This window comes from Mycobacterium sp. Root265, from assembly GCF_001428895.1.
Taxonomy (GTDB): Bacteria; Actinomycetota; Actinomycetes; order Mycobacteriales; family Mycobacteriaceae; genus Mycobacterium.
This window is the reverse complement of record NZ_LMJA01000029.1, coordinates 1-22,578: the sequence shown is the minus strand read 5'-3', so window position 1 is coordinate 22,578 and position 22,578 is coordinate 1. Positions and strand designations below refer to the sequence as shown.

Below are 22,578 nucleotides of genomic sequence, written 5' to 3'. Positions count from 1 at the left end.
TGATGAGCCAGAGCGTGGCGGTGATCGGAGCCGGTCCCGGCGGACTGGTGGCTGCCCGCTGGCTGTCGGCGCAGGGTTTCCGGGTCACGATCTTCGAGTTGGCACCCGAACTCGGTGGACAGTGGAACGGCCGACCCGGCCGCAGCGGGGTGTGGCCGGACATGCACACCAACACCAGCCGAATTCTCACGGCCTTCAGCGATCTGCCGCCCGACAGCACCGCGGTGTTCCCGTCCAACCGCGACATCCTGGGCTATCTGCGGCGCTACGCCGAGGTGTTCGGGCTGCTGCCGCGCATACGGTTCGGCACCGAGGTCCGTTGCGTGCGCAGGCATGTGGACTCGGGCTGGTTGGTCGATCAGGAACGGTTCGACAAGGTGGTGGTGGCCAGCGGGCGATTCCAGGCGCCGGTCATCCCCCCGGTCCCGGGCCTCGACACCTTCGACGGCAGCGAATCGGCCATTTCGACCTACCACTTCCGCGACCCGGATCGCTATCGGGGCAAGCGGGTGCTGGTGGCCGGGTGCGCGGTCAGCGCACTGGAGATCGCCGCCGAGTTGGTCCATGCGGGCGCGGCCAGGGTGGTCCTCACGCAGCGACGCCAGCGCTACGTGCTGCCGAAGTTCGCCGCCGGTGTGCCGTCGGATCACCGCATCTTCACCCGCTACGGGGCGCTGGCCGCCGAGAAACTACCCCCGGCCGAGATCGACCGCCAATTGCGGGAACTCGTCGTCGAGGCCGGTGGCAGCCCCGAGCAGTACGGCGCACCCGCACCGGACCGCTCGCTGTTCGCGGCCGGGGTGACGCTCAGCCAGAACCATCTGCCGTTGGTCGCGGAAGGGCGCATCACGGTGCGCCCCTGGATCGACGCGGTCAGCGGGACCACGGTGAGGTTCAACGACGGCCACGCCGAATCCTTCGACGGGATCCTGTTCGGCACCGGCTTCCGCCTCAGCCTGCCGTTCCTCGACGAATCGATCCGCGCAGCCGTCGATCTGGACGACGTCCACCTCGACGCCGATCTGCACACCTTTCATCCCGATCTGCCCGGTCTGGCGTTCGTCGGGATGTGGGATCAATCCGGTGGCTATTTCGTACCGATGGAGCTGCAAGCCAGATGGGTCGCCTACACCTGGGGCGGGACCATCGCAGCCCGTGATCCGAACCCCGGGCTGCAGGCCTGCCGGCAGCGCCGGGGCCTGTCGCAGAAGACGCGAATGAACCTGGCGGCATTGGCCTTTGCCCGGGCCGCCGGCGTGGAACCCGATCCGGCGCGCTGGCCGCAGCTGCGCCGCGCGCTGCTGTTCGGGCCGCTGGCGCCGAGCTGTTTCCGGCTGGAGGGGCCGGACGCCCTGCCCGACGCCGCCGACCGGTTCGCCCGGGACGCGGCGGCGTTCGGCGCGATCACCGATACCCGGCTGACCGAGCGTGAACAGCGCTATCTGGACATGGTGGAACGGGCCGGCTGACTCAGGTCCACAGCCCCAGGTCGTCGAGCAGACTGGTCAGCCGCCGCGCACCGTCGTCGAACTGGCTACGGGTCAGCCGCACCACCTCGCCGACATCACGTTGCCGCAGCGCCGCCACCAGCTCGCGGTGGTTGGCCACCGCCTCCACCCCCCACTGCGGATCCGAGGCATAGATGTGCGGCGGCAGATACCGCGCTGCGTTCAGCAGGAACCAGGCCAGTTTCATGCGGTTCGTGGTGCGGTTGAACGTGCGGTGGAAGTTGAACTCGGCCCGCGCGATCGACTCGACGTCGCCGCCCTGCACCGCATCGTCCAGCGCGTCGGTGAGTCGTTCCAGCTCGTCGATATCGGTCTCATCGGCACGCTGGGCCGCGGTGGAGGCCAGTTCGGCGGCGATCGTCCCCTGCAGCCAGAAGATGTCGGCGATGTCGTCGCGGGTGAACGGTGCCACGACGTGTCCGCGGTGGGGCTCCAGCTGCACCAGCCCCTCACCGCGCAGGGTGCGCAGCGCCTCGCGTACCGGGGTGATGCTCACGCCGAGCTGTGCCGCGGTCTCATCGAGGCGCACGAACGTGCCCGGGCGCAGGGACCCGGACATGATCGCGACGCGCAGATGGCCGGCGACCTCGTCGGAGAGCTGCTCGCGGCGTCGCGATTTCACGGGTGCGATCACGGGGCCTCTTCTGTGAGTGGGCTTGTTCGAGCGGCTGCAGTCGTCATAGTGTGACCGCGACGACACAGGATTTGATCAAATATAAACATTGCGCAAGCCCGGTTGCGCATCCCTGACGAAAGAGCCTTCGCGTTGACTGCTCCAAGCACCGAACAGCCCTACCTCGCCCGTCAGCAGAACTGGTCCAACCAGCTGACCCGACATGCGTTGATGCAGCCGCAGAAGACCGCGCTGCGCTTCCTCGGCCACACCACCACCTGGGCCGAACTCGACGACCGGGTCACCAAGTTGGCCGGTGCACTGCAGCGGCGCGGGGTCGGGCCCGGGGACCGGGTGCTGATCCTGATGCTCAACCGCACCGAGTTCATCGAGTCGTTCCTGGCCGCCAACCGACTCGGCGCGATCGCCGTCCCGGTGAACTTCCGGATGACCCCGCCCGAGATCGCCTTCCTGGTGAGTGACTGCGCCGCCGCGGTGGTCATCACCGAACAGGTGTTGGCGCCGGTGGCGACCGCCGTCCGCGCCCTGGACGCCACGCTGTCGACGGTGATCGTCGCCGGTGGCGGCACCGAGGACGACGTGCTCGGCTACGACGACCTGCTGGCCGAAGCCGGCCCGGCACCCGCCCCCGCCGATATCCCGAACGATTCCCCGGCGCTGATCATGTACACCTCGGGCACCACCGGCCGGCCCAAGGGCGCGGTGCTGACCCACACCAACATCACCGGGCAGGCGCAGACGTTCCTGTTCACCAACGGTGCCGATCTGAACCACGACGTCGGTTTCATCGGCGTCCCGCTGTTCCACATCGCCGGTATCGGCAACATGATCCCGGGCCTGCTGCTGGGCCGCCCGACGGTGCTCTACCCCCTCGGCGCCTTCGACCCGGGAGCCCTGCTGGACGTGCTGCAGGACGAGGAGGTGACGGGCATCTTCCTGGTGCCCGCACAGTGGCAGGCGGTCTGTGCGGCCCAGCGCGCCCAGCCGCGCAACCTCCGGTTGCGGGTGCTGTCCTGGGGCGCGGCACCGGCCTCTGACACGTTGCTGAAGGACATGGCCGAAACTTTCCCCGGCGCCAATATCCTCGCGGCGTTCGGTCAGACCGAGATGTCTCCGGTGACTTGTATGTTGTTGGGCGAAGATGCAATTCGCAAGCTCGGCTCGGTCGGACGGGTCATCCCGACGGTGTCGGCCCGCATCGTCGACGAGGACATGAACGACGTCCCGATCGGCCAGGTCGGCGAGATCGTCTACCGGGCCCCGACCCTGATGTCGGGCTACTGGAACAACCCCAAGGCCACCGCCGAGTCGTTCGCGGGCGGCTGGTTCCACTCGGGCGACCTCGTTCGCCAGGACGAAGAGGGTTACATCTGGGTCGTCGACCGTAAGAAGGACATGATCATCTCCGGCGGCGAGAACATCTACTGCGCCGAGGTCGAGAACGTTCTGGCCGCTCACCCGGCAATTGCCGAGGTCGCGGTGATCGGGCGCCCGCACCGCAAGTGGGGCGAGGTTCCGGTCGCTGTTGTAGCTTTATCCGCGGCGGGCCTCACGCTCGCCGAACTCGACGATTTCCTCACCGAGAGGTTAGCCAGATACAAGCACCCCAAGGCGCTGGAGATCGTCGATGCACTCCCCCGAAATCCGTCGGGCAAGGTTCTGAAAACGGAACTGCGCTCGGCCTTCGGTGCGGAATCCGTGATTGACGCCAACGAAAGTTCCAGTGCGGCAACGGTTTCTGGGACGACTTCGGAGAGGTAACCGGACGGGATGTCTTTGCTAACAGTTGCGGTGTGAATAAAGCCGATGTGCGACACCGCCGGTATCGGATCGGGTACAGTCCTGTGGTCTGTCTTACTACCGACCAGTAGGTAGACCAGCATCACAGGCCAGCGGACGCGGGGTTCCGAGTAAGTGAAGGAGGGGGCGTGCGACAGATAATGCCGCCACGCTATGAACTCGGTTCCGGGGTGTGCCGGTGACGGCGGGCAACGGTCTGGTCGACTACGTCAAGGAACAGCTCGACAAACCGCTGACGATGATCGGCGGCTTCTTCAAGATGAGCGTGCTGACCGGTAAAGCGCTGTTCACCCGGCCGTTCCAGTTCAAGGAATTCGTCAATCAGAGCTGGTTCCTGATCCGGGTGGCGTTCCTGCCGACCCTGGCGGTGTCCATCCCGCTGACGGTGCTCATCATCTTCACGCTCAACATCCTGCTGGCCGAGTTCGGCGCGGCCGACGTCTCCGGCGCCGGCGCCGCCCTCGGCGCGGTGACCCAGCTCGGGCCGCTGGTCACGGTGCTCGTGGTCGCCGGTGCGGGATCCACCGCCATCTGCGCCGACCTCGGGGCCCGCACAGTGCGCGAAGAGATCGACGCCATGGAGGTGCTCGGCATCGATCCCATCGAGCGTCTGGTCGCACCCCGCGTCGTCGCGGCGACGTTCGTGGCCTTCCTGCTCAACGGCGCGGTGATCACCATCGGCCTCGTCGGCGGCTACTTCTTCGGTGTCTACATCCAGAACGTCAACGCCGGCGCCTACGTCTCCACGCTGACGCTGCTCACCGGTTTCCCCGAGGTGATGATCTCGGTCATCAAGGCCACCCTGTTCGGACTCATCGCCGGGCTGGTCGGCTGCTACCGGGGACTGACCGTCGCCGGTGGTTCGAAGGGCGTCGGGACCGCGGTGAACGAGACCCTGGTGCTCTGCGTGGTCGCGCTGTTCGCGGTCAACGTGGTGCTGACCACCATCGGCGTCCGCTTCGGAACGGGAGGCTGAGCGCCCCATGAGTACCGCTGCAGTCCTGCGGACACGCTTCCCGCGCGCGTTCGACCGCACCCGAGGGTACGCCGGCGGGCCGGCCCGATTCCTCGACAGCATCGGGCATGTCGCCTGGTTCGTCGTGCAGGCGGTCGGTTCACTGCCGCACGCGTTCAAGAACTACCGCCGCGAGGCGCTGCGCCTGGTCGCCGAGATCGGCATGGGCACCGGGGCGATGGCCGTCATCGGCGGCACCGTCGCCATCATCGGTTTCGTCACCCTCTCGGCGGGCTCCCTGATCGCCATCCAGGGCTTCGCCTCGCTGGGCAACATCGGTGTCGAGGCGTTCACCGGCTTCTTCGCCGCCCTGGCCAACATCCGCGTCGTTGCACCGGTGGTCACCGGGCAGGCCATGGCCGCCACCGTCGGCGCCGGTGCCACCGCGGAACTCGGCGCCATGCGCATCAGCGAGGAGATCGACGCGCTGGAAGTGATGGGCATCAAGTCGATCTCGTATCTGGTGTCCACCCGGCTGATGGCCGGCGCCATCGTCATCGTCCCGCTCTACGCGATGGCGATCCTGCTGTCCTTCCTGTCGGCTCAGCTGGTGACCACGGTGTTCTACTCACAGTCGGTCGGTACCTACGAGCACTACTTCCACACGTTCCTCCGCGTCGACGACGTCATGTGGTCGTTCCTGGAGGTCATCATCATGTCGATCATCATCATGTTGAACCACTGCTACTTCGGCTACTTCGCCAGCGGCGGCGCGGTCGGTGTGGGCGAGGCCGTGGGCCGCTCGATGCGGACCTCACTGATCGCCATCGTGCTGGTGGTCCTGTTGGCCTCGTTGGCGCTCTACGGCACCGACCCGAACTTCAACCTGACGGTGTAGCGCCATGACGACACCACACGCACCGCTCAACAAGCCGAAGACCCCGCCCTACAAGCTGGCCGGCCTGGTGCTGCTGCTGATCAGCGCACTGATCCTCAGCCTCACCTGGCTGCAGTTCCGCGGCTTCTTCGAGAAGCGGGTTCAGCTGACGGTGATGGCCGAACGTGCCGGGCTGGCAATGGACCCCGGCTCCAAGGTCACCTTCAACGGCGTCCCGATCGGGCGTCTCACCGAGGCCGGCGTGGTCACCGTCGGTGAGGTGCCCAAGGCCAAGCTCACCCTCGACGTCGACCCGAAGTACCTGTCGCTCATCCCGTCCAACGTGGAAGCCGAGCTGCGGGCCACCACGGTGTTCGGCAACAAGTACATCTCCTTCCTGTCGCCGGACAACCCGGCCGCCACCCGGCTGGCCAGCGGCGCCACCATCGAGGCCTCCGGCACCACCACCGAGTTCAACACCCTGTTCGAGACGATCATGAAGATCTCCGAGCAGATCGATCCGGTGAAGCTGAATCAGACCCTCACCGCCGCCGCGCAGGCCCTCGACGGACTCGGCGACAAGTTCGGGCAGTCGATCGTGGACGGCAATGACATTCTCGGCGAACTGAATCCGCGGATGCCGCAGATTCGCCGCGATATCGCCGGGCTGGCCGACCTGGGCGAGGTGTACTCCGACGCCGGGCCGGATCTGTTCGACGGCCTGGACAATGCGGTGATCACCGCCCGGGCGCTCAACGACGAGCAGGGCAATATCGACCAGGCGCTGATGGCGGCCGTCGGCTTCGGCAACACCGGTGCCGACATCTTCGAGCGCGGCGGGCCGTACCTGGTGCGCGGTGCGCAGGACCTGCTGCCCACCTCGAAGCTGCTGGACTACTACAGCCCCGAACTTCTCTGCACCGTCCGCAACTACCACGATGCGGCGCCCAAACTCGCTGGGGCCCTTGGCGGCAACGGCTACTCCCTGCTGACCCGTTCCTCGGTGCTCGGCGCCGGAAACCCGTACGTGTTCCCGGACAACCTGCCCCGCGTCAACGCCAAGGGCGGCCCCGGCGGACGCCCCGGCTGCTGGCAGCCGATCACCCGCGACCTGTGGCCGATGCCGTACCTGGTGATGGACACCGGTGCCAGCCTCGCGCCGTACAACCACTTCGAACTCGGCCAGCCGATCATGACCGAGTACGTCTGGGGACGCCAAGTGGGGGAGAACACGATCAACCCATGAGTATTCGAGGAACGCTCTTCAAGCTCGGTGCGATATCGGCGGTGCTGCTCACCTTCACCGCCATCATCTTCGTGGTGTTCGCCCAGCTCCGGTTCGACCGCACCACCGGCTATTCGGCGGTTTTCGAGAACGCCAGCGGCCTGCGCGCCGGACAGTTCGTGCGCGCCTACGGCGTCGAGGTCGGCAAGGTCGAGGACGTCGTCCTGATCGACGGCGGCAACAAGGTCCGGGTGGACTTCGAGGTGGAACGCAACCTGCAGCTGTTCCAGGAGACCACCGCCGCGATCCGCTACCTGGATCTGATCGGCAACCGCTATGTGGAACTGCGCCGCGGTGACAGCGACGCGATCCTGCCCGGCGGCAGCACCATCCCGGTGGAACGCACCGAGCCCGCGCTCGACCTCGACGCGCTCGTCGGCGGGTTCCGTCCCCTGTTCAAATCCCTTGACGCGGACAAGGTCAACAACATCGCAACCTCGATCATCACGATCTTCCAGGGCCAGGGTGGGACGATCAACAACATCCTGGACCAGACCTCGGAGCTCACCTCCGCGCTGGCCGATCGCGACCAGGCCATCGGCGAGGTCATCACCAACCTCAACACCGTCCTGGACACCACCGTCAAACACCAGAAGCAGTTCGACGACACCTTGAAAAATTTCGAGACACTGATCACCGGGCTGAAGGACCGCGCCGAGCCGATCGGATCCTCGGTGGCCGACATCAGCAACGCCGCCGGCTCCCTGTCGGATCTGCTGGCCGACAACCGGCCGCTGCTGCGAGACACCGTCGGCTACCTGGAGACCATCCAGCAGCCGCTGATCGACCAGCTCGACCAGGTCAACGACATCGTCGCGAAGATCCCGGCATCGCTGCGGGTCATCGGCCGCGCCGGTGGCATCTACGGCGACTTCTTCAACTTCTATGCCTGCGATCTCTCGCTGCGGCTCAACGGCCTTCAGCCGGGAGGCCCGACCCGCACCATCAAGGTGACCACCCAGCCGACGGGTAGGTGCACACCGCAATGAGGACAATCCAGGGTTCGGATCGCATCCGCAAGGGTGTGATGGGCGTGCTGACGGTGGCACTCGTCATCGGCGTCGGTTCCAGCATCACCAGCGTGCCGATGCTGTTCGCGGTGCCGACCTACTACGCACAGTTCAATGACACCGGCGGCCTGAACATCGCCGACAAGGTGCGCATCGCCGGCGTCGACGTCGGCACCGTGCAGAGCATGGAGATCAAGGGCGACAAGGTGGAGATCGGCTACACCCTCGGTGGCCGCCAGATCGGCACCGAGAGCCGCGCCGCCATCCGTACCGATACCGTGCTGGGCCGCAAGAACATCGAGGTCGAACCGCGCGGTGACACCCTGCTCAAGCCGCGTGGCTTCCTGCCGGTGGAGCAGACCCAGACGCCGTATCAGATCTATGACGCGTTCCTCGACGTCACCGAGGCGGCATCGGGCTGGGACACCCAGGCCATCAAGCAGTCGCTGAATGTGTTGTCCGAGACCGTCGATCAGACCTCACCGCATCTGCAGTCCGCGCTGGAAGGGCTGCAGCGGTTCTCCGACACGCTCGGCCAGCGTGATGACGAGCTCAAGGATCTGCTGGCCAACGCCAACAAGATCGCCACCGTCCTCGGTGACCGTAGTGGTCAGGTGAACGCGCTGCTGGTCAACGCGCAGACACTGCTGGCCGCGGTGAACGAGCGCAGCCAGGCCGTGAACATGCTGCTGGAGCGCATCTCCGGGGTGTCCGACCAGATCTCGGGATTGATCAACGACAACCCGAATCTCAACAAGGTGCTGACCCAGCTCAACACCGTCAGCGACACGCTGGTGGAGCGTAAGCAGGACCTCGCCGACACCCTCTCCATCGCAGGCAAATTCATCACCTCACTGGCCGAGGCGCTGGCGTCGGGCCCGTACTTCAAGGTGATGCTCGTCAACCTGCTGCCGCCCACGTTGCTGCAGCCCTTCGTCGACGCGGCGTTCAAGAAGCGCGGCATCAACCCGGAGGAGTTCTGGCGCAACGCCGGCCTGCCCGCATTCCAGTTCCCGGACCCCAACGGCACCCGCTTCGAGAACGGCGCGCCGCCGCCGGCTCCGCGGGTACTCGAAGGCACCCCGGAATTCCCCGGTCCCGCGGTGCCCAAGGGGTCACCGTGCTCCTACACCCCGCCGGCCGACGGCCTGCCGCGGCCCGACAACCCGCTGCCCTGTGCGGATCTGACCGTCGGTCCGTTCGGCGACAACCCGTACGGCCCGAACTACCAGGGTCCGGTGGGTGTGCAGACCTCCGATCCCAACGCGCACGGAATCGGACCCAACCCGGGTGTGCCGAGTGCGGCCATTCCCGGCCAGGTGGCACCCAACGTGCCGGGCACCCCGGTGCCGATCGCACCCGGTCCGCCGGGAGCGCGCGTCGTGCCGGTCGGTCCGCCAGGGGTTCCCACCCCGCCGGGACCGCTTCCCGGACGTGCACCGCTGCCGCCGCCGCTGCCAGGACCGCCGCCGCCGGCCGGTCCGGGCCAGCAGCTCTCACCGGTGGGGACCGAGCCGTTACCCGGTAACCCGCCGTTTCTTCCGCCCGGATCGCAGGGATAGGGCCGAGTAGATGTCGACGATCTTCAACATTCGCAACATCCAGTTGCCGCGCCTCTCGAAAGCGGCCGTCATCATGGGCGCCATCGTGCTGGCGGTCGCCGTCGGTGCCGCCGCCGTGGGCTGGAACGTCTACAAGAAGCTGACCACCACCACGGTCACCGCCTACTTCCCGCAGGCGTTGGCGCTCTACCCCGGGGACAAGGTGCTCATCATGGGCGTCAAGGTCGGTTCGATCGATTCGATCGAACCCGACGGCGAACGGATGAAGATCGTCATGCACTGGGACAGCAAGTACAAGGTCCCCGAGAACGCCAGCGCCTCGATCCTCAACCCGTCCCTGGTGGCCTCCCGGGTCATCCAGATCTCACCGCCCTACACCGGCGGGCCGGCGATGCAGGACGGCGCCGTCATCGACGAGGACCGCACCCAGATCCCGATCGAGTACGACGAGCTGCGCGATCAGGTCACCCGCCTGCTGGCCGATCTCGGGCCGACACCGGAGCAGCCGAAGGGCCCGTTCGGTGACGTCGTCGAATCGTTCGCCGACGGGTTCGAGGGCAAGGGCGAGCAGTTCAACAAGACGCTCAAGGGTCTTTCGGACGCGGTGACTGCGCTCAACGAGGGCCGCGGTGACTTCGTCGGAATCGTGAAGAGCCTGGCCGTGTTCGTCAACGCGCTGCACAAGAGCGATCAGCAGTTCGTGGAGCTGAACAACGATCTGGCGCAGTTCACCAACTCGTTCACCAACACCGACCGTGAGGTCGCCACGGCGGTGGAGGACCTCGACACGCTGCTGGCCACCACCCGGAAGTTCCTGGACGAGAACGGCACACCGCTCACCAACGACGTGAACAACCTGGCGGAGGTGACGAACGCGATCCTGCAGCCCGAGCCCCGTGACGGCCTGGAGACCGGTCTGCACGCCTACCCGAACCTGGTGGCCAACGTCGTCAACGTGGTGTCGCCCAACCAGGGCGGCATCGTCGGTCTGCCGGTGTTGCCCGGTGTCACGAACTTCTCCAATCCGCTCAACTTCATCTGCAGCTCGATCCAGGCCGGCAGTCGGCTCGGTTACCAGGAGTCCGCGGAGCTGTGCGCGCAGTACCTGGCGCCGGTGATGGATGCGATGAAGTTCAACTTCATCCCGTTCGGGGCGAACCTGGCCGCCGGTGCGATGACGCTGCCCAAGCAGATCGCGTACTCCGAGCCGCGGCTGCAACCGCCTCCGGGTTACAAGGACACCACCGTGCCGGGCATCTTCTCCCGCGACACCCTGTTCTCGCACGGCAACCACGAGCCGGGCTGGATCGTGGCACCCGGTATGCAGGGCGTGGAGGTGCAGCCGTTCACCGCGAACATGCTGACCCCGGATTCGTTGGCCGCGTTGCTCGGTGGGCCCGATATCGTGGCGCCGCCGGCCCCGCCGGCATTCGGTGTGCCGCCGGGCGGCAACCTGCCCGGACCGCCGAACGCGTACAGCGAGAACACCCCGCTGCCGCCGCCGTGGTACCCGCAGCCCGGCCCGCCGCCCATCCCGGCGCCCGGCGTGATCCCCGGTGATCCGCCGCCGGCCGCGGCGGTCGCCGTGCCCGCTGCGCCGGCTCCGCCCGGGCCTCCGCTGCCCGCAGAGGCAGGTGGCGCGTGATGAGCCGGAATTGGAAAAAGCTGGGTACGCGGACGGTGGCGCTGGCCGCGGCCGGGCTGATGCTCAGCGGTTGTGGGCAGTGGCGCGGTATCGCCAACGTCCCGTTGCCAGGTGGTCCCGGCACACAGTCCGGACACTCGACGATCTACATCCAGATGCCGGAAACGTTGGCGCTCAACGCCAACAGCCGGGTCCGGGTTGCCGACGTGTTCGTGGGCCGGGTGCGCAAGATCGAGCTGAAGAACTGGACGCCGCTGCTGACGGTGGACCTGGAGCCCGGCGTCGAGCTGCCGCAGAACGCGGTGGCCCGTATCGGCCAGACCTCACTGCTGGGCTCCCAGCATGTAGAACTGGACGAGCCCGAGGACGAGGCCCCGTCGCCGGAGCCGCTGCGCAATGGGGACACCATCCCGTTGGCGCGGTCCTCGGCGTTCCCGACCATCGAGCGGACGCTTGCCAGCATCTCGGGCATCCTCACCGGCGGTGGCATCCCGAACATCGAGGTCATCAGCGACGAGGTCAACGCGATCCTCACCGGGCGCTCGGGCGAGATCCGGGAGTTCCTCAACCGGCTCGACACCTTCACCTATGAGCTGAACGAGCAGCGCCAGGACATCACCCGGGCCATCGTTTCCACCGATCGGCTGCTGTCGATCGTGGCCGACCGCAATGAGACGCTGGACCGGGTGCTCACCGAGTTCCCCCCGCTGATCCAACATTTCGCCGAGACCAAGGATCTGTTCGCCGATGCGGTGACCGCACTGGGCAGGCTGAGTGCGACCGCCGACGAGACGTTGAGCAACACCAACGCCAACCTCAACACCAACCTGAAGAACCTGCAGCGCCCGCTGCGGGAACTGGCGAAGGCCTCGCCGTACCTGGTGGGGGCGCTCAAGCTGCTGCTGACGGTGCCGTTCAACATCGAGAACATCCCGAAGGCGATCCGCGGTGACTACATCAACGTCTCGGTCACCATCGACCTCACCCTGAGTGCCATCGACAACGGGTTCCTGTCGGGAACCGGTGTCTCGGGCATGCTGCGGGCACTGGAACAGGCCTGGGGCCGCGATCCGGCGACGATGATCCCGGACGTGCGCTTCACGCCGAACCCGAACAACGCGCCCGGCGGTCCGCTGATCGAAAGGTCGGAGTAGAGCATGCTGCTGACCCGCATGATCAAGACCCAGTTGCTGATCTTCGTCGCGCTGACGGTGGTGGCACTGGTGGTGCTGTCGCTGGGCTACCTGCGACTGCCGGCCTACGCCGGCATCGGCATGTACCGGCTCTACGCGAATCTGCCGAACTCGGCGGGTCTGTACGAGACCGCCAACGTCACCTTCCGCGGCACCACGGTCGGCAAGGTTCTCTCGGTGGAACCCACCGAGCAGGGCGCCCGGGTGACGATGAACATCGAGGACAGCACCAAGGTGCCGGTCGACACCGTCGCCAACGTGCACTCGGTGTCGGCGGTCGGTGAGCAGTTCCTCGATCTGGTCTCCACCGAGAACACCGGGCAGTACTTCAAGGACGGCGACACCATCACCAAGGGCCGGGTGCCCGCGGAGGTCGGTCCGGCGCTCGACTCGGCCCAGCGCGGCCTGGCAGCGCTGCCGGAGGAAAAGATCAGCGTCCTGCTCGACGAGACGGCCAAGGCCGTCGGCGGCCTCGGGCCGTCACTCAAACGCCTCGTCGACGGCACCCAGGCGCTGGCCGGCGACTTCCGGGAGAACCTGCCCGCGGTCACCGACATCGTCGAGAACTCCGGGCCGATCATCGACTCGCAGGTGAACTCCCGGGACGCGATCTCGCAGTGGGCCGCCAACCTGAACACGATCACCGCGCAGACCGCGGAGAAGGACGCCGCGCTGCGCAGCGGACTGCAGCAGGCCGCACCCACCGCCGATCAGCTCAACGCGGTGTTCAGCGATGTGCGGGAGTCGTTGCCGCAGACGCTGGCCAACCTTGAGGTCGTCATCGACATGCTCAAGCGGTACAACAAGAACGTCGAGCAGGTGCTCGTCGTGCTCCCGCAGGGCGCGGCGATCGCACAGACCGCGACGATCTTCGCCCCGGAAGGTCTGCTGCACTTCGGTCTCGGTATCAACCTGCCGCCGCCGTGTCTGACCGGCTTCCTGCCGGCCTCGCAGTGGCGGTCACCGGCCGACACCAAGACCGAACCGCTGCCGTCGGGCCTGTACTGCAAGATCCCCAAGGATGCGCCCAACGCGGTCCGCGGTGCGCGTAATTACCCGTGCGCGGATGTGCCGGGCAAGCGGGCCGCCACCCCGCGGGAGTGCCGTAGCGAGGAGCCCTACGTACCGCTGGGCACCAACCCCTGGTACGGCGACCCGAACCAGATCGTCGACTGCCCCGCGGCGGGTGCGCGCTGCACCCAGCCGGTCAACCCCGGTCAGGTGATCCCGGCACCGTCGATCAACAACGGGGTCAACCCGCTGCCGGCCAGCCAGCTGCCGCCGCCGGAGTCGACGTTGCCGACCAGTGACCCGTTGACCCCGCCTGGCCAGGGCTCGGTCACCTGCAGTGGACAGCAACCCAACCCCTGCATCTACACTCCGGCAGCAGGTCCATCGGCGGTCTACAGCCCGTCCAGCGGTGAGGTTGTCGGACCCGATGGGGTCAAGTACTCCGTCACCAACTCGAGTAGCTCAGGAGATAGCGGATGGAAGGAGATGCTGGCACCAGCCGGCTGAACCCCACCGACAACGAGAACGACACCGCTGCCGATGAGGCGGCGGAGATATTGACAGCGGACGCCCCCGAGCAACTCGCGGAACGGGAGTCCACCGAGGAACCGAATCACGGGCGATTCGGCCAGGGCTGGCTCGTCACCATTTGTCTGGTGCTCTTCCTGGCGGCCGCGGCTCTGTCCGCGGGCGGCTACCTGCTGCTGCGTTCCAATGCGCAGAGCGAGCAGATCGCCCGCGATGACGCGGTGGCGCTGCAGGCGGCCAAGGACTGTGTGACGGCCACCCAGGCACCTGACACCGCTTCCATGGGTGCCGCGCAGGCCAGGATCGTCGATTGCGCGACGGGTGATTTCGGCGCCCAGGCGGTGTTCTACAGCTCGATGATGATGGAGGCCTATCAGGCCGCCAAGGTTCAGGTCGAGGTCGCCGACCTGCGTGCCGCAGTCGAACGCCACCACGACGACGGCTCCGTCGACGTGCTGGTGGCCGTGCGCACCAAGGTGACGAATTCCGAGACCGCAGATCAGGAGCAGGGCTACCGGTTGCGGGTCACCATGCAGCGCGCCGACGGCACCTACAAGATCGCCAACCTCGTCCAGGTCACCACGTGACGGCCGTGCTCGACGAGCTCGACGGCACCGAACAGGCCGCGCCTGCGGTACCCGCGTCGTGGGGTGCCCGGGCTGCCGCGCTGGGCATCGACGTACTTTTCGGTGTGGCGCTGATCGTCACGCTGGCACTGCTGGCCTGGACCGCGCCGCTGATGGGCTGGCTGTGGTGGGTCTACGTCGTGGTGGCTGTGCTGGCCGGTCTGGCGATGATGATCAACCGCTGGGTGCTTCCGACAATCACCGGCTGGACCGTGGGCCGCGCCGTGACCGGTATCCGGGTGGTGCGCCGTGACGGTGCAGCCGCGGGGACCGTCCGGCTGCTGGCCCGTGACCTCGCTCATCTGCTGGACACCGCCGCGGTGTTCCTGGGCTGGCTGTGGCCGCTGTGGGACCGGCGGCACCGGACCTTCGCAGACCTGTTGCTGCGCACCGAAGTTCACCGGGTCGGGGAACCGGAGCGGAATCTGCGCCGGCCGGTGGCGATCGGGCTGGTGGCCGCCACGCTGCTGTGCGCCGTCGCCGCCGCCGCCGGCTATCTGATGGTGTATCGCCAGGACCGCGCCCTGGAGACCGCGCGTGCCGAGATCGCCGCGCAGGGCGCCCGGATCGTCGAAGAGATCCTGAGCTACACCCCGGACACCGCCAAGGACGACTTCGCCCGCGCGCAGTCGCTGGCCACCGACATCTACCGCCCACAACTGGTCCAGCAGCAGGAGGCGCTGCAGAAGACTCCGCTGGTGTCCAACGAGTACTGGACCGTCAACGGCGTGGTGCTGGAGCAGCCCGCGCTGACCACGAGCTCCGCGTCGATGCTGTTGGCGATGCAGGGCCAGCGCGGCAGTGATCCGAACGCCATGCGGTTCATCACCGCCACGGTGCGGGCGGACTTCGTGAAGACCGGCGATCAGTGGCAGGTGCAGAATCTGTCCGTACTCACCAAGCCCCGCACCGGGGGTGGCCAATGAGCCCGCGCCGCGTCGTCGACACCGAGGCGCCGGAGTACTTCTACGCACCGGTCGATCCGCCGCCCCGGTGGGGTCTGCCGTTGGTCGCGGGGATCTCCGCGCTGCTGATCGCCGTGACGCTGGGCCTCGCCACGTTCATGACCGTTGCCCACGAGTCGGACCGCCGGACCCAGATTCGCGATGCCGACGCACTGGGCTATGTGCGCGCCTTCATGCGGGCCTACACGACGCTGGATCCGTTCAACGCCAACGATTACGCCGACCGGATACGCGCCCAGGGCACCGGGGAATTCGTGAAGACGTTCACCGAGAAGCAGAACGAGATCGTGCTGCAGGTGGCCCGCAACGAACCCACCAACGGTGAGGTGCTGGAGGCGGGTGTGCAACGGTGGAACGACGACGGCAGCGCCGATGTGCTGGTTGCGACCAAGATGACCACCACCACCCCGGACGGCAAGCAGACCATCGAGACCGGAAGTCGTTGGGTGGCAACGGCGATCAAGGAGGGACAGCAGTGGAAGATCAGCCGGCTGATTCAGGTGATCTGACCTCCGAGGCAGACGCCGACGTCGAGCCTACGACGGCGACCGACGACGCCGCGACCGACGATGCAGCGGCCGACGACGCCGCGACCGACGATGCAGCGACCGAAGATGCGGTTACCGACGCAGCGGCCGACGATGACGCGGCCGCCGAACCCGTGTTGGTGCCGCACCGTGCACCGAGTCGCGGCGTGAAGGTCGCGGCTGTCGCCGGCGCCGCCGTGTTCGTCGCTGCCGCCGCCTTCGCCGGGGCCAATGCGGCGCCGTATCTGACCGACCGCGCCCTGGTCCAGGTGAAGCTGGATATCGCGGGCACCGCTGCCAATGCCATCACGACGCTGTGGACCTACACGCCTGACGACATGGAGACCCTGCCGGACCGGGCCGCCAAGTTCCTCGGCGGGGATTTCCAGGCCGAGTACCGCAAATACATCGACGCGATCGCCGCACCCAACAAGCAGGCCCAGGTGTCCAACAACACCCAGGTGCTCGGCGCGGCGGTGGAGTCGCTGGACACCGACAGCGCATCGGCGATCGTCTACACGAACTCGGTGGCGACCAGTCCGGTGACCAAGAACATCCCGTCGCTGCGCTACCTGTCCTACCGTCTGAACATGGAGAAACGCGGGACCGACTGGCTCATCACCCAGATGAACGCCATCACTTCTCTGGATCTGACTCCCAGGCTCTGACGGCTGCCGGGCACGCGTTCATGAAATCGCCCGTCTCGCAGCGCCTGACCGTCACGGCGCTGCTGCTGCTCACCTTCGCGACCGGACTGGTCGACGCGGTGAGCGTGCTGGTGCTCGGTCATGTGTTCGTGGCCAACATGACCGGCAATGTCATCTTCCTGGGATTCTGGCTCGTCCCGCATTCGGGCGTGGACCTGTGGGCTGCGGTGGTGGCCTTCCTCAGCTTCGTGACCGGCGCAGTCATCGGCGGACGGCTGGTACGCCACCTCGGTTCCTCGCAGCGCCGCTGGCTGACGGTCGCGCTGTCGGTGGAGGTCATGCTGCTGATCGTCCTTGCCATCTTGGCCGGAAGCGGTGTGCTGCGTTACCACGACAACACCAAACTCATCCTGATCGCCGGCCTCGCAGTGGCATTCGGCATCCAGAACGCCTCCGCCCGGCAGTTCGGTATCCAGGAACTCAGCACCACCGTGCTGACCCAGACCATCGTCGGCATCGGGTTCGACAGCAGGATCGCCGGCGGCACCGGACAACGCGAGAAGCTGCGCTACACCGTGGTGCTGACGATGTGTGCGGGAGCGGTGCTGGGCGCGACGCTGACACTGCACGTGGTGGCGCCGGTGATCGGGCTGGCCGCGGCGGTCGTCACGGCGGCGGCCCTGATCTTCGCCTTCGGCCCGGCAGCTCCCGGCGACGGATAGTCTGGCCGCATGCCTACAGTCCTGGTCACCGGCGCTGGCCGGGGTATCGGCCGCACCATCGCCGAACAACTGGCCGCCCATGGCTGGGATGTCATCGCGGGCGTGCGCAGCGAGGCAGACGGCGCTGTGCTGACAGCTGTTGACCCACAGCATATTTCGACGATCATCCTCGATGTCACCGATGACGCGCAGATCGCCGCACTCGACAGCGCGCTGCCCGCGCAGTTGGACGCGGTGGTGAACAACGCCGGTGTCGTGATGGCCGGACCGATGGAAACCCTAACCAGCGAGCAATGGCGCAGACAGCTGGACGTGAACGTCGTCGGTCAGCTCGCGGTGACCCGGGCCGTGCTGCCCCGCCTGCGGGCAGGCCGCGGCCGGGTGCTGTTCATCTCGAGCGTGAACGGCCGGTTGTCGACTCCTCTGATCGGGGCGTACGCGGCGTCGAAATTCGCGTTGGAGGCGGCTGCGGATGCCCTCCGAATGGAGCTGAGCCCGTGGCGGATTCCCGTGGTGCTGATCGAACCGGCGCAGACCGACACCGATATGTGGCGGACCGCGGGCACCATGGTCGACGATGTGGAGGCCGCGCTGACGCCCGCCGAACGTGAGCTGTACGGGCGCCATGTCGACGGAATGCGCAAGTCCGTGCCGATCTCGCAAAGGCTTGCGGTGGCGCCCGAGAAGGTATCTGACGTGGTACGCGCGGCGCTCACCGCGAGACGGCCGCGCCCCCGCTACATCGTCGGCGCCGGACCGCGTCTACAGGTGGCGCTGATGACGAATTTGCCAGCGCGCGTGCGGGATCGGGTACTGCGGACGGTGATGCGTCAGCCCTGATCGACGCCGTCGATCATTACCTCCGCAAACGCCCCAGCGCGGCGATCTTGAATGTTAAGTTTCCGCTGAGAACTGCATGGGGCAGCGGGGGAGGCGTGGGGCTGATGGCTGGAAAACACCGGAACGTGGCGGAACGGACGAGGCGGATCGCCGTGGTCACGGCCGCGACGGCGACTGCGACGGCGCTGACGGTCGGTGCGGCAGCGCCGACTCCGATCCCGCGCCCGGAGGAGCATTACCTACGGGTGGTGGAGCAGCCGGTCGACCTGAGCGCGGCGGTCAGCCCGTTCGGTCCGCCCGGCAGCCTGGCCGATGTCACCGGCGGCGCGGGGCAGACCGGCTACAACACCTTTCAGGAATTCATCGCGGCCTACGAGCGGGCGCTGGCCGGCGTCAATCTGGCCGGCGGTTTCGGCCTGAACATCGAGACCCTGCTCAGTCAGATCCCGACGGCGTTCCTCGACGACATCCTGGGTGCGATTCCGATAGGTCTTGGGCCGGTGCTCGAACCGATCCTGGGTGGCGTCGTCACGCCGTTGCTCATCAGAATCCTTGACCTGCTGAACATCACCGATGCCCGGGGCAACATCACGCTGTCGGCAGTCCTGGGCCTTGTCGGGCTGGACCTCTCGGATCCGCTGAATCTGGCCGGACTGAACATTCCCGGTATCAACATCATCACCGCCGGCGAACCGTTCACCTTGCTGAAGATGCTCGCCGGACTTGACCTGGGCTGGACGCCCGGCACCGCGAACGCCGTGGCCGAGACCATCAACCAGACGCCGTACCTGGACATCGGCGTCGAGAAGCTGCTGGACGGCGTCCTGGATCTGGCAGGGGACGCGGTCGGCGGGATTCCTCTGCTCGGTCCCCTCATCGACGCCGTGCTCAACGGTATCGAGAACATCAACCTGCCCGACCTCAACGTCATCGAGGTGCGTATCCCGATCGTCATCGGATCGGGATTCGGTGCGATGGCAGCAGGATCGGCCTACCAGCAGGTTCTGGACGATCTGAAGAATCAGCCCCGTCTCGGCGCGAACGGCGGCGGCCCGTTGGGCAGCCTGACCCTGCTGCCGATGATCCTGGCCAACAATGTGGGCCGCGCCAACGGCGGCATGCTCGCCCGGTTCTACCCCTTGTTCGATCTGCTCGGTATCGACATGATCACCCCGGATGTGCAGGCCACCAACGTGGGAACCGGCATCCCGGTGCTGGGCACCGGAATCGAGCTCGGTGCCGCGAACCTTGTCCCGATCAAGGTGGACGCCACCGTTCAATACCAGCCGTACTCGGACTTCGCGGCTTGGCCGAATCCGTTCACGTTGTTCAACAACCTGCTGGCAGGCACCATCGGCGCGTCCTACATCCTGCGCGGTGTGGAGCTGGACAGTGCGCTGGACCAGATCCTCGAAGAGGTCGGGGAGACCGTCAGCGATGCACTGGATCTCGGCAATCCGCTGAACATCAACATCTATCTGACATTGGCGACCAGCACCCTGCCTCTGTTGGAGCCGCTGTATCTGGCCGGTGACCTGCTGAACATGGTGAGCTTCGGGACGCTGGGCACTCTCCCAATCCGGCTGGCCAACGCGCTGGCTCCCGCGCTCACCAGCCTGGTGAACCTCGGCTACACCGACGTGGTGCGCAACCCGGACGGCACCTACACCCGCACGCTGGACGACCCGGACACCGCGACACCGTTCATGTCCTTCCCGGACGTCAACTGGGGCAGGGCCATCAACGATGTGCTGACCTCGCTGGCAAACGGCTTCCACAAGGAGTTCGTCAGCGGTAAGCCCAGCGCGGCCCCGCCCAACGTCCTGGAGAATCTGGGCAAGCTGATCCAGACCCTCACCAAGGGACTGAATCTGGGCGGTCTCACCGCGGGCCTGCAGGAGGGCCTTGATGATCTCGTCGCCGGACTCACCGGGCAGGCGGGTCGCCAGTCGCCCAATGCGGCCCGCACGCTGGCGGCGGCGGCAGGCGAGGTTCCAGACCCGGACGCCAAACTGGTTACTTTGTCGGTGAATCCCGATGGCGACGTCCCCACGGGCAAGCATGCAGCCAACCCGAGCGCCGAGAGCCCTGAGGACTCCGGGCTGGCACCCAAGCATGCGGCCCCGGAGGACGAGGACACCGACGAGGCGGCCGAGGAACCAACCAAGGCCGAAACTCCCTCTGAGGCAGAGGCTCCCGCTGAAACCCCGGCGGCGTCCGAGGCTGAGGCCGAACCCGAGGCCGAGGCGGAGGCGCCGGTGGTGAAGAAGCCGACGGTCAAGAAGAACCCTCTGCAGAACCTGGTGCGAGACATCACCAATGCGTTCACCCCCAAGAAGAAGAAGCCGGCGGCGACCGCGTCGACCGCCGGGGACGCCGAGGCTGACGCGAAGAAGTCCGAGACCACGAAGTCTGAGGTCAAGACGTCCGACACCAAGAAGTCTGAGGTCAAGAAGTCCGATACCAAGAAGGCGGACAAAGAGGCTGCTTAGTCGCCCGTGCCCGACGGCGATTCGGTTCGTCGGCTCTGGCGGTTCGGTTCTGTCCGGTCCGCAGGCAGCGGCGTCGTGGCGGGTCCGGCTCGGTGGTGCGTGCCGGTTCCCGCCGCTGAAAATTTCTCTGTGTAGTTGTCAAGGTGCGCAAAGGGTTTGGTCAGGCCGCGGTGGGCAGGGTGGTCATGGTGCGTCGGGCGTGGGAGCGCAGGTGCGTCGGCTCGGGTTCGCCAGGTTTGCGGGGTGGGATGAACCAGGGGTGGCGGTCAGCGCCGAGGTAGACCTGCCAGCCGCCGTGGTGGATCGCGGTGTGGTGCAGTCGGCAGAGCAGCACGCCGTTGTCGATGCTGGTGGTGCCCCCTCTGCTCCACGGGGTGATGTGGTGGGCATCGCACCAGGACACCGGGCACCCGCATCCCGGATACGCACACCCACCGTCACGCACTGCCAACCCTTTCCGGATCACGGGCGTGAACAGTCGCTCGCTGCGCCCCACATCCAGGGGCGCCCCGGCGCCATCAACAGTCACCGAGGTGATGGTGCTGTCGCACGTGATGAGCTCGGCGGTGCTGGCGCTGACCGGCCCGGTGAAACCGAGGGTGTCCACGAACCCTGGTGCCTGTGGGCGGATCAGGGTGACGTGCGGCAGCACGCCACCCGACATCGGGCGCCGCGAGTTGGACAGGTAGGTCCGCATCACCAGACCGAAGGCGTCCGCGCGACGCTTACCGACCGGGCGTGGGTCCGGCGATCCGTCCGGCAGCGGTATGGGCCGGCATAGCGGGTCCAGTGCGGTGAGCAGTTCCTCACCGGTGAACGCGTCAAGGTTCAGGGTGGCAGCGACGCGTCCTTCGTCGTTGACCACCACTGTCATCTCGTTGAGGTCAGCGTTCTCGGCCACCGGGACCGCCCCGTCTTCTGGTGGTTGTGTCTGGGCTTTGTCGATGGCGATCTCGCGGGCCTTCTCGTCCACCTGCGACGGCGTGGTCTGGATCATCAGCTTGGTCACGACCTTCGCCCGATCTTCCTCGGACAAGGCGACTCTGGCGCTGATGTGGGTGACGCCGCGGCCGACGGCGTCGGCGAATTCGATGCCGACCCCACCCAGGCGCTGGGCCGCGGTCAGAGCCGGCAGCGTGTGCGCTGCCCGCCCCACCCGTGCCGCCCGGTGCGCCGCGCCGGGCGCAACACCACATCTGGTGAGCAGATCAGCTCCCGAACGTAGGTGCTTGCGTGCCGGGATCCCAAGCCGCTCGGTGGCCGCGACCGCTTGGGCGATCACGTGGTCGATCAGATTGCGCGCCACCACCGCACCGGCCAACACCCCCAGCAAGGGCTGCTCATCGACAATCCGGCGCGGAGCGTCGAGCAGATGAAACAGCCTGCGATCAACGTCGCGCTCAGGAACAGGCGACGCGGCCAGGTCATCGATGAGCGCATCGATGAACGTGTCGAAATGGGTGGCGTCCATGCCAGATACCCAACCTCTCAAAGGAAGGTGAACAACCAGGGCGGAAACACAAGCTCGAATAGGCGAATCGGCTCGGACCATCCCGCACGGGACAATCGAACCCTTCGGCGACGTCGTCGCCGGCAACATCCCGGTGCAATCCGGGGAACCAGTTATTCGAATGTATGTTCGATAGTACGCGGATCTACTGACTCAAACTTCTTGTCATGTTCGTCGGGGTAAGACTGGCGACATGTCAGAAGGAGTGTCAGATGACGAGATCACGGCAGTCGAAAGTATC

At 66.7% G+C, this 22,578-nt stretch carries 19 protein-coding genes; 17 read left to right on the top strand and 2 right to left on the bottom strand.

Annotated elements, in window-relative coordinates:
• Positions 1 to 2: 2 nt before the first annotated feature.
• A complete protein-coding gene (locus tag ASE48_RS20745; protein WP_057169049.1) occupies positions 3 to 1,469 on the top strand; it encodes a flavin-containing monooxygenase in 1,467 nt (488 codons plus the stop codon).
• A gap of 1 nt (position 1,470) precedes the next feature.
• On the opposite strand, the gene ASE48_RS20740 is transcribed toward ASE48_RS20745, so the two are convergent.
• A complete protein-coding gene (locus tag ASE48_RS20740; RefSeq protein ID WP_057169048.1) occupies positions 1,471 to 2,142 on the bottom strand; it encodes a GntR family transcriptional regulator in 672 nt (223 codons plus the stop codon).
• Positions 2,143 to 2,274: 132 nt separating this feature from the next.
• On the opposite strand from ASE48_RS20740, the gene fadD5 reads away from it, so the two are divergent.
• The 16 genes from fadD5 to ASE48_RS20660 all read left to right on the top strand — a co-directional run bounded on the left by fadD5 (position 2,275) and on the right by ASE48_RS20660 (position 20,827).
• Complete coding sequence (fadD5, locus tag ASE48_RS20735) at positions 2,275 to 3,903, top strand: fatty-acid--CoA ligase FadD5 (protein WP_057169359.1); 1,629 nt, start codon at positions 2,275 to 2,277, stop codon at positions 3,901 to 3,903.
• A gap of 277 nt (positions 3,904 to 4,180) precedes the next feature.
• Complete coding sequence (locus tag ASE48_RS20730) at positions 4,181 to 4,918, top strand: MlaE family ABC transporter permease (protein ID WP_162264260.1); 738 nt, start codon at positions 4,181 to 4,183, stop codon at positions 4,916 to 4,918.
• A gap of 7 nt (positions 4,919 to 4,925) precedes the next feature.
• Positions 4,926 to 5,795 (top strand): ABC transporter permease, encoded by an 870-nt coding sequence (locus tag ASE48_RS20725; RefSeq protein WP_057169047.1) that lies wholly within the window; start codon positions 4,926 to 4,928, stop codon positions 5,793 to 5,795.
• A 4-nt stretch (positions 5,796 to 5,799) separates the two neighbouring features.
• The gene (locus ASE48_RS20720; protein WP_057169046.1) at positions 5,800 to 7,020 is read left to right on the top strand and encodes an MCE family protein; all 1,221 of its coding nucleotides are present in this window, start codon (positions 5,800 to 5,802) and stop codon (positions 7,018 to 7,020) included.
• Positions 7,017 to 8,048: an MCE family protein gene (locus ASE48_RS20715; RefSeq protein WP_057169045.1), complete on the top strand. Its 1,032-nt coding sequence runs from the start codon at positions 7,017 to 7,019 to the stop codon at positions 8,046 to 8,048. Before ASE48_RS20720 ends, ASE48_RS20715 begins: the two co-directional genes overlap by 4 nt.
• Positions 8,045 to 9,631, top strand: a complete 1,587-nt coding sequence (locus tag ASE48_RS20710) for a virulence factor Mce family protein (RefSeq protein ID WP_057169044.1) — start codon at positions 8,045 to 8,047, stop codon at positions 9,629 to 9,631. The genes ASE48_RS20715 and ASE48_RS20710 overlap by 4 nt, the downstream gene beginning before the upstream one ends.
• Before the next feature lie 10 nt (positions 9,632 to 9,641).
• On the top strand, positions 9,642 to 11,276 hold the full coding sequence (locus ASE48_RS20705; RefSeq protein ID WP_057169043.1) for a virulence factor Mce family protein: 1,635 nt from the start codon (positions 9,642 to 9,644) through the stop codon (positions 11,274 to 11,276).
• Entirely contained in the window at positions 11,276 to 12,430 is a 1,155-nt protein-coding gene (locus tag ASE48_RS20700) for a virulence factor Mce family protein (protein WP_057169042.1), read from the top strand. The genes ASE48_RS20705 and ASE48_RS20700 overlap by 1 nt, the downstream gene beginning before the upstream one ends.
• A 6-nt stretch (positions 12,431 to 12,436) precedes the next feature.
• On the top strand, positions 12,437 to 13,987 hold the full coding sequence (locus tag ASE48_RS20695) for an MCE family protein (RefSeq protein WP_057169357.1): 1,551 nt from the start codon (positions 12,437 to 12,439) through the stop codon (positions 13,985 to 13,987).
• Positions 13,957 to 14,595: a hypothetical protein gene (locus ASE48_RS20690; RefSeq protein ID WP_057169041.1), complete on the top strand. Its 639-nt coding sequence runs from the start codon at positions 13,957 to 13,959 to the stop codon at positions 14,593 to 14,595. The genes ASE48_RS20695 and ASE48_RS20690 overlap by 31 nt, the downstream gene beginning before the upstream one ends.
• Entirely contained in the window at positions 14,592 to 15,560 is a 969-nt protein-coding gene (locus tag ASE48_RS20685; protein ID WP_057169040.1) for an RDD family protein, read from the top strand. The genes ASE48_RS20690 and ASE48_RS20685 overlap by 4 nt, the downstream gene beginning before the upstream one ends.
• On the top strand, positions 15,557 to 16,108 hold the full coding sequence (locus tag ASE48_RS20680; RefSeq protein ID WP_057169039.1) for a hypothetical protein: 552 nt from the start codon (positions 15,557 to 15,559) through the stop codon (positions 16,106 to 16,108). Before ASE48_RS20685 ends, ASE48_RS20680 begins: the two co-directional genes overlap by 4 nt.
• The gene (locus ASE48_RS20675; protein WP_057169038.1) at positions 16,075 to 16,794 is read left to right on the top strand and encodes a hypothetical protein; all 720 of its coding nucleotides are present in this window, start codon (positions 16,075 to 16,077) and stop codon (positions 16,792 to 16,794) included. Before ASE48_RS20680 ends, ASE48_RS20675 begins: the two co-directional genes overlap by 34 nt.
• 20 nt (positions 16,795 to 16,814) lie before the next feature.
• Positions 16,815 to 17,495 (top strand): YoaK family protein, encoded by a 681-nt coding sequence (locus tag ASE48_RS20670; RefSeq protein WP_057169037.1) that lies wholly within the window; start codon positions 16,815 to 16,817, stop codon positions 17,493 to 17,495.
• Between the two features lie 9 nt (positions 17,496 to 17,504).
• On the top strand, positions 17,505 to 18,335 hold the full coding sequence (locus ASE48_RS20665; RefSeq protein WP_057169036.1) for an SDR family NAD(P)-dependent oxidoreductase: 831 nt from the start codon (positions 17,505 to 17,507) through the stop codon (positions 18,333 to 18,335).
• A 125-nt stretch (positions 18,336 to 18,460) separates the two neighbouring features.
• Entirely contained in the window at positions 18,461 to 20,827 is a 2,367-nt protein-coding gene (locus ASE48_RS20660; RefSeq protein ID WP_156409303.1) for a hypothetical protein, read from the top strand.
• 160 nt (positions 20,828 to 20,987) lie between these two features.
• On the opposite strand, the gene ASE48_RS20655 is transcribed toward ASE48_RS20660, so the two are convergent.
• The gene (locus ASE48_RS20655; protein WP_057169034.1) at positions 20,988 to 22,298 is read right to left on the bottom strand and encodes an HNH endonuclease signature motif containing protein; all 1,311 of its coding nucleotides are present in this window, start codon (positions 22,296 to 22,298) and stop codon (positions 20,988 to 20,990) included.
• Between the last annotated feature and the right edge of the window lie 280 nt (positions 22,299 to 22,578).

Coding starts and splice junctions, on each gene's coding strand:
- ASE48_RS20745 (WP_057169049.1), top strand. CDS start 3: ATGAGCCAGAGCGTGGCGGTGATCGGAGCCGGTCCCGGCGGACTGGTG.
- ASE48_RS20730 (WP_162264260.1), top strand. CDS start 4,181: ATGATCGGCGGCTTCTTCAAGATGAGCGTGCTGACCGGTAAAGCGCTG.
- ASE48_RS20725 (WP_057169047.1), top strand. CDS start 4,926: ATGAGTACCGCTGCAGTCCTGCGGACACGCTTCCCGCGCGCGTTCGAC.
- ASE48_RS20720 (WP_057169046.1), top strand. CDS start 5,800: ATGACGACACCACACGCACCGCTCAACAAGCCGAAGACCCCGCCCTAC.
- ASE48_RS20715 (WP_057169045.1), top strand. CDS start 7,017: ATGAGTATTCGAGGAACGCTCTTCAAGCTCGGTGCGATATCGGCGGTG.
- ASE48_RS20710 (WP_057169044.1), top strand. CDS start 8,045: ATGAGGACAATCCAGGGTTCGGATCGCATCCGCAAGGGTGTGATGGGC.
- ASE48_RS20705 (WP_057169043.1), top strand. CDS start 9,642: ATGTCGACGATCTTCAACATTCGCAACATCCAGTTGCCGCGCCTCTCG.
- ASE48_RS20700 (WP_057169042.1), top strand. CDS start 11,276: ATGAGCCGGAATTGGAAAAAGCTGGGTACGCGGACGGTGGCGCTGGCC.
- ASE48_RS20690 (WP_057169041.1), top strand. CDS start 13,957: ATGGAAGGAGATGCTGGCACCAGCCGGCTGAACCCCACCGACAACGAG.
- ASE48_RS20680 (WP_057169039.1), top strand. CDS start 15,557: ATGAGCCCGCGCCGCGTCGTCGACACCGAGGCGCCGGAGTACTTCTAC.
- ASE48_RS20670 (WP_057169037.1), top strand. CDS start 16,815: ATGAAATCGCCCGTCTCGCAGCGCCTGACCGTCACGGCGCTGCTGCTG.
- ASE48_RS20665 (WP_057169036.1), top strand. CDS start 17,505: ATGCCTACAGTCCTGGTCACCGGCGCTGGCCGGGGTATCGGCCGCACC.
- ASE48_RS20655 (WP_057169034.1), bottom strand. CDS start 22,298: ATGGACGCCACCCATTTCGACACGTTCATCGATGCGCTCATCGATGAC.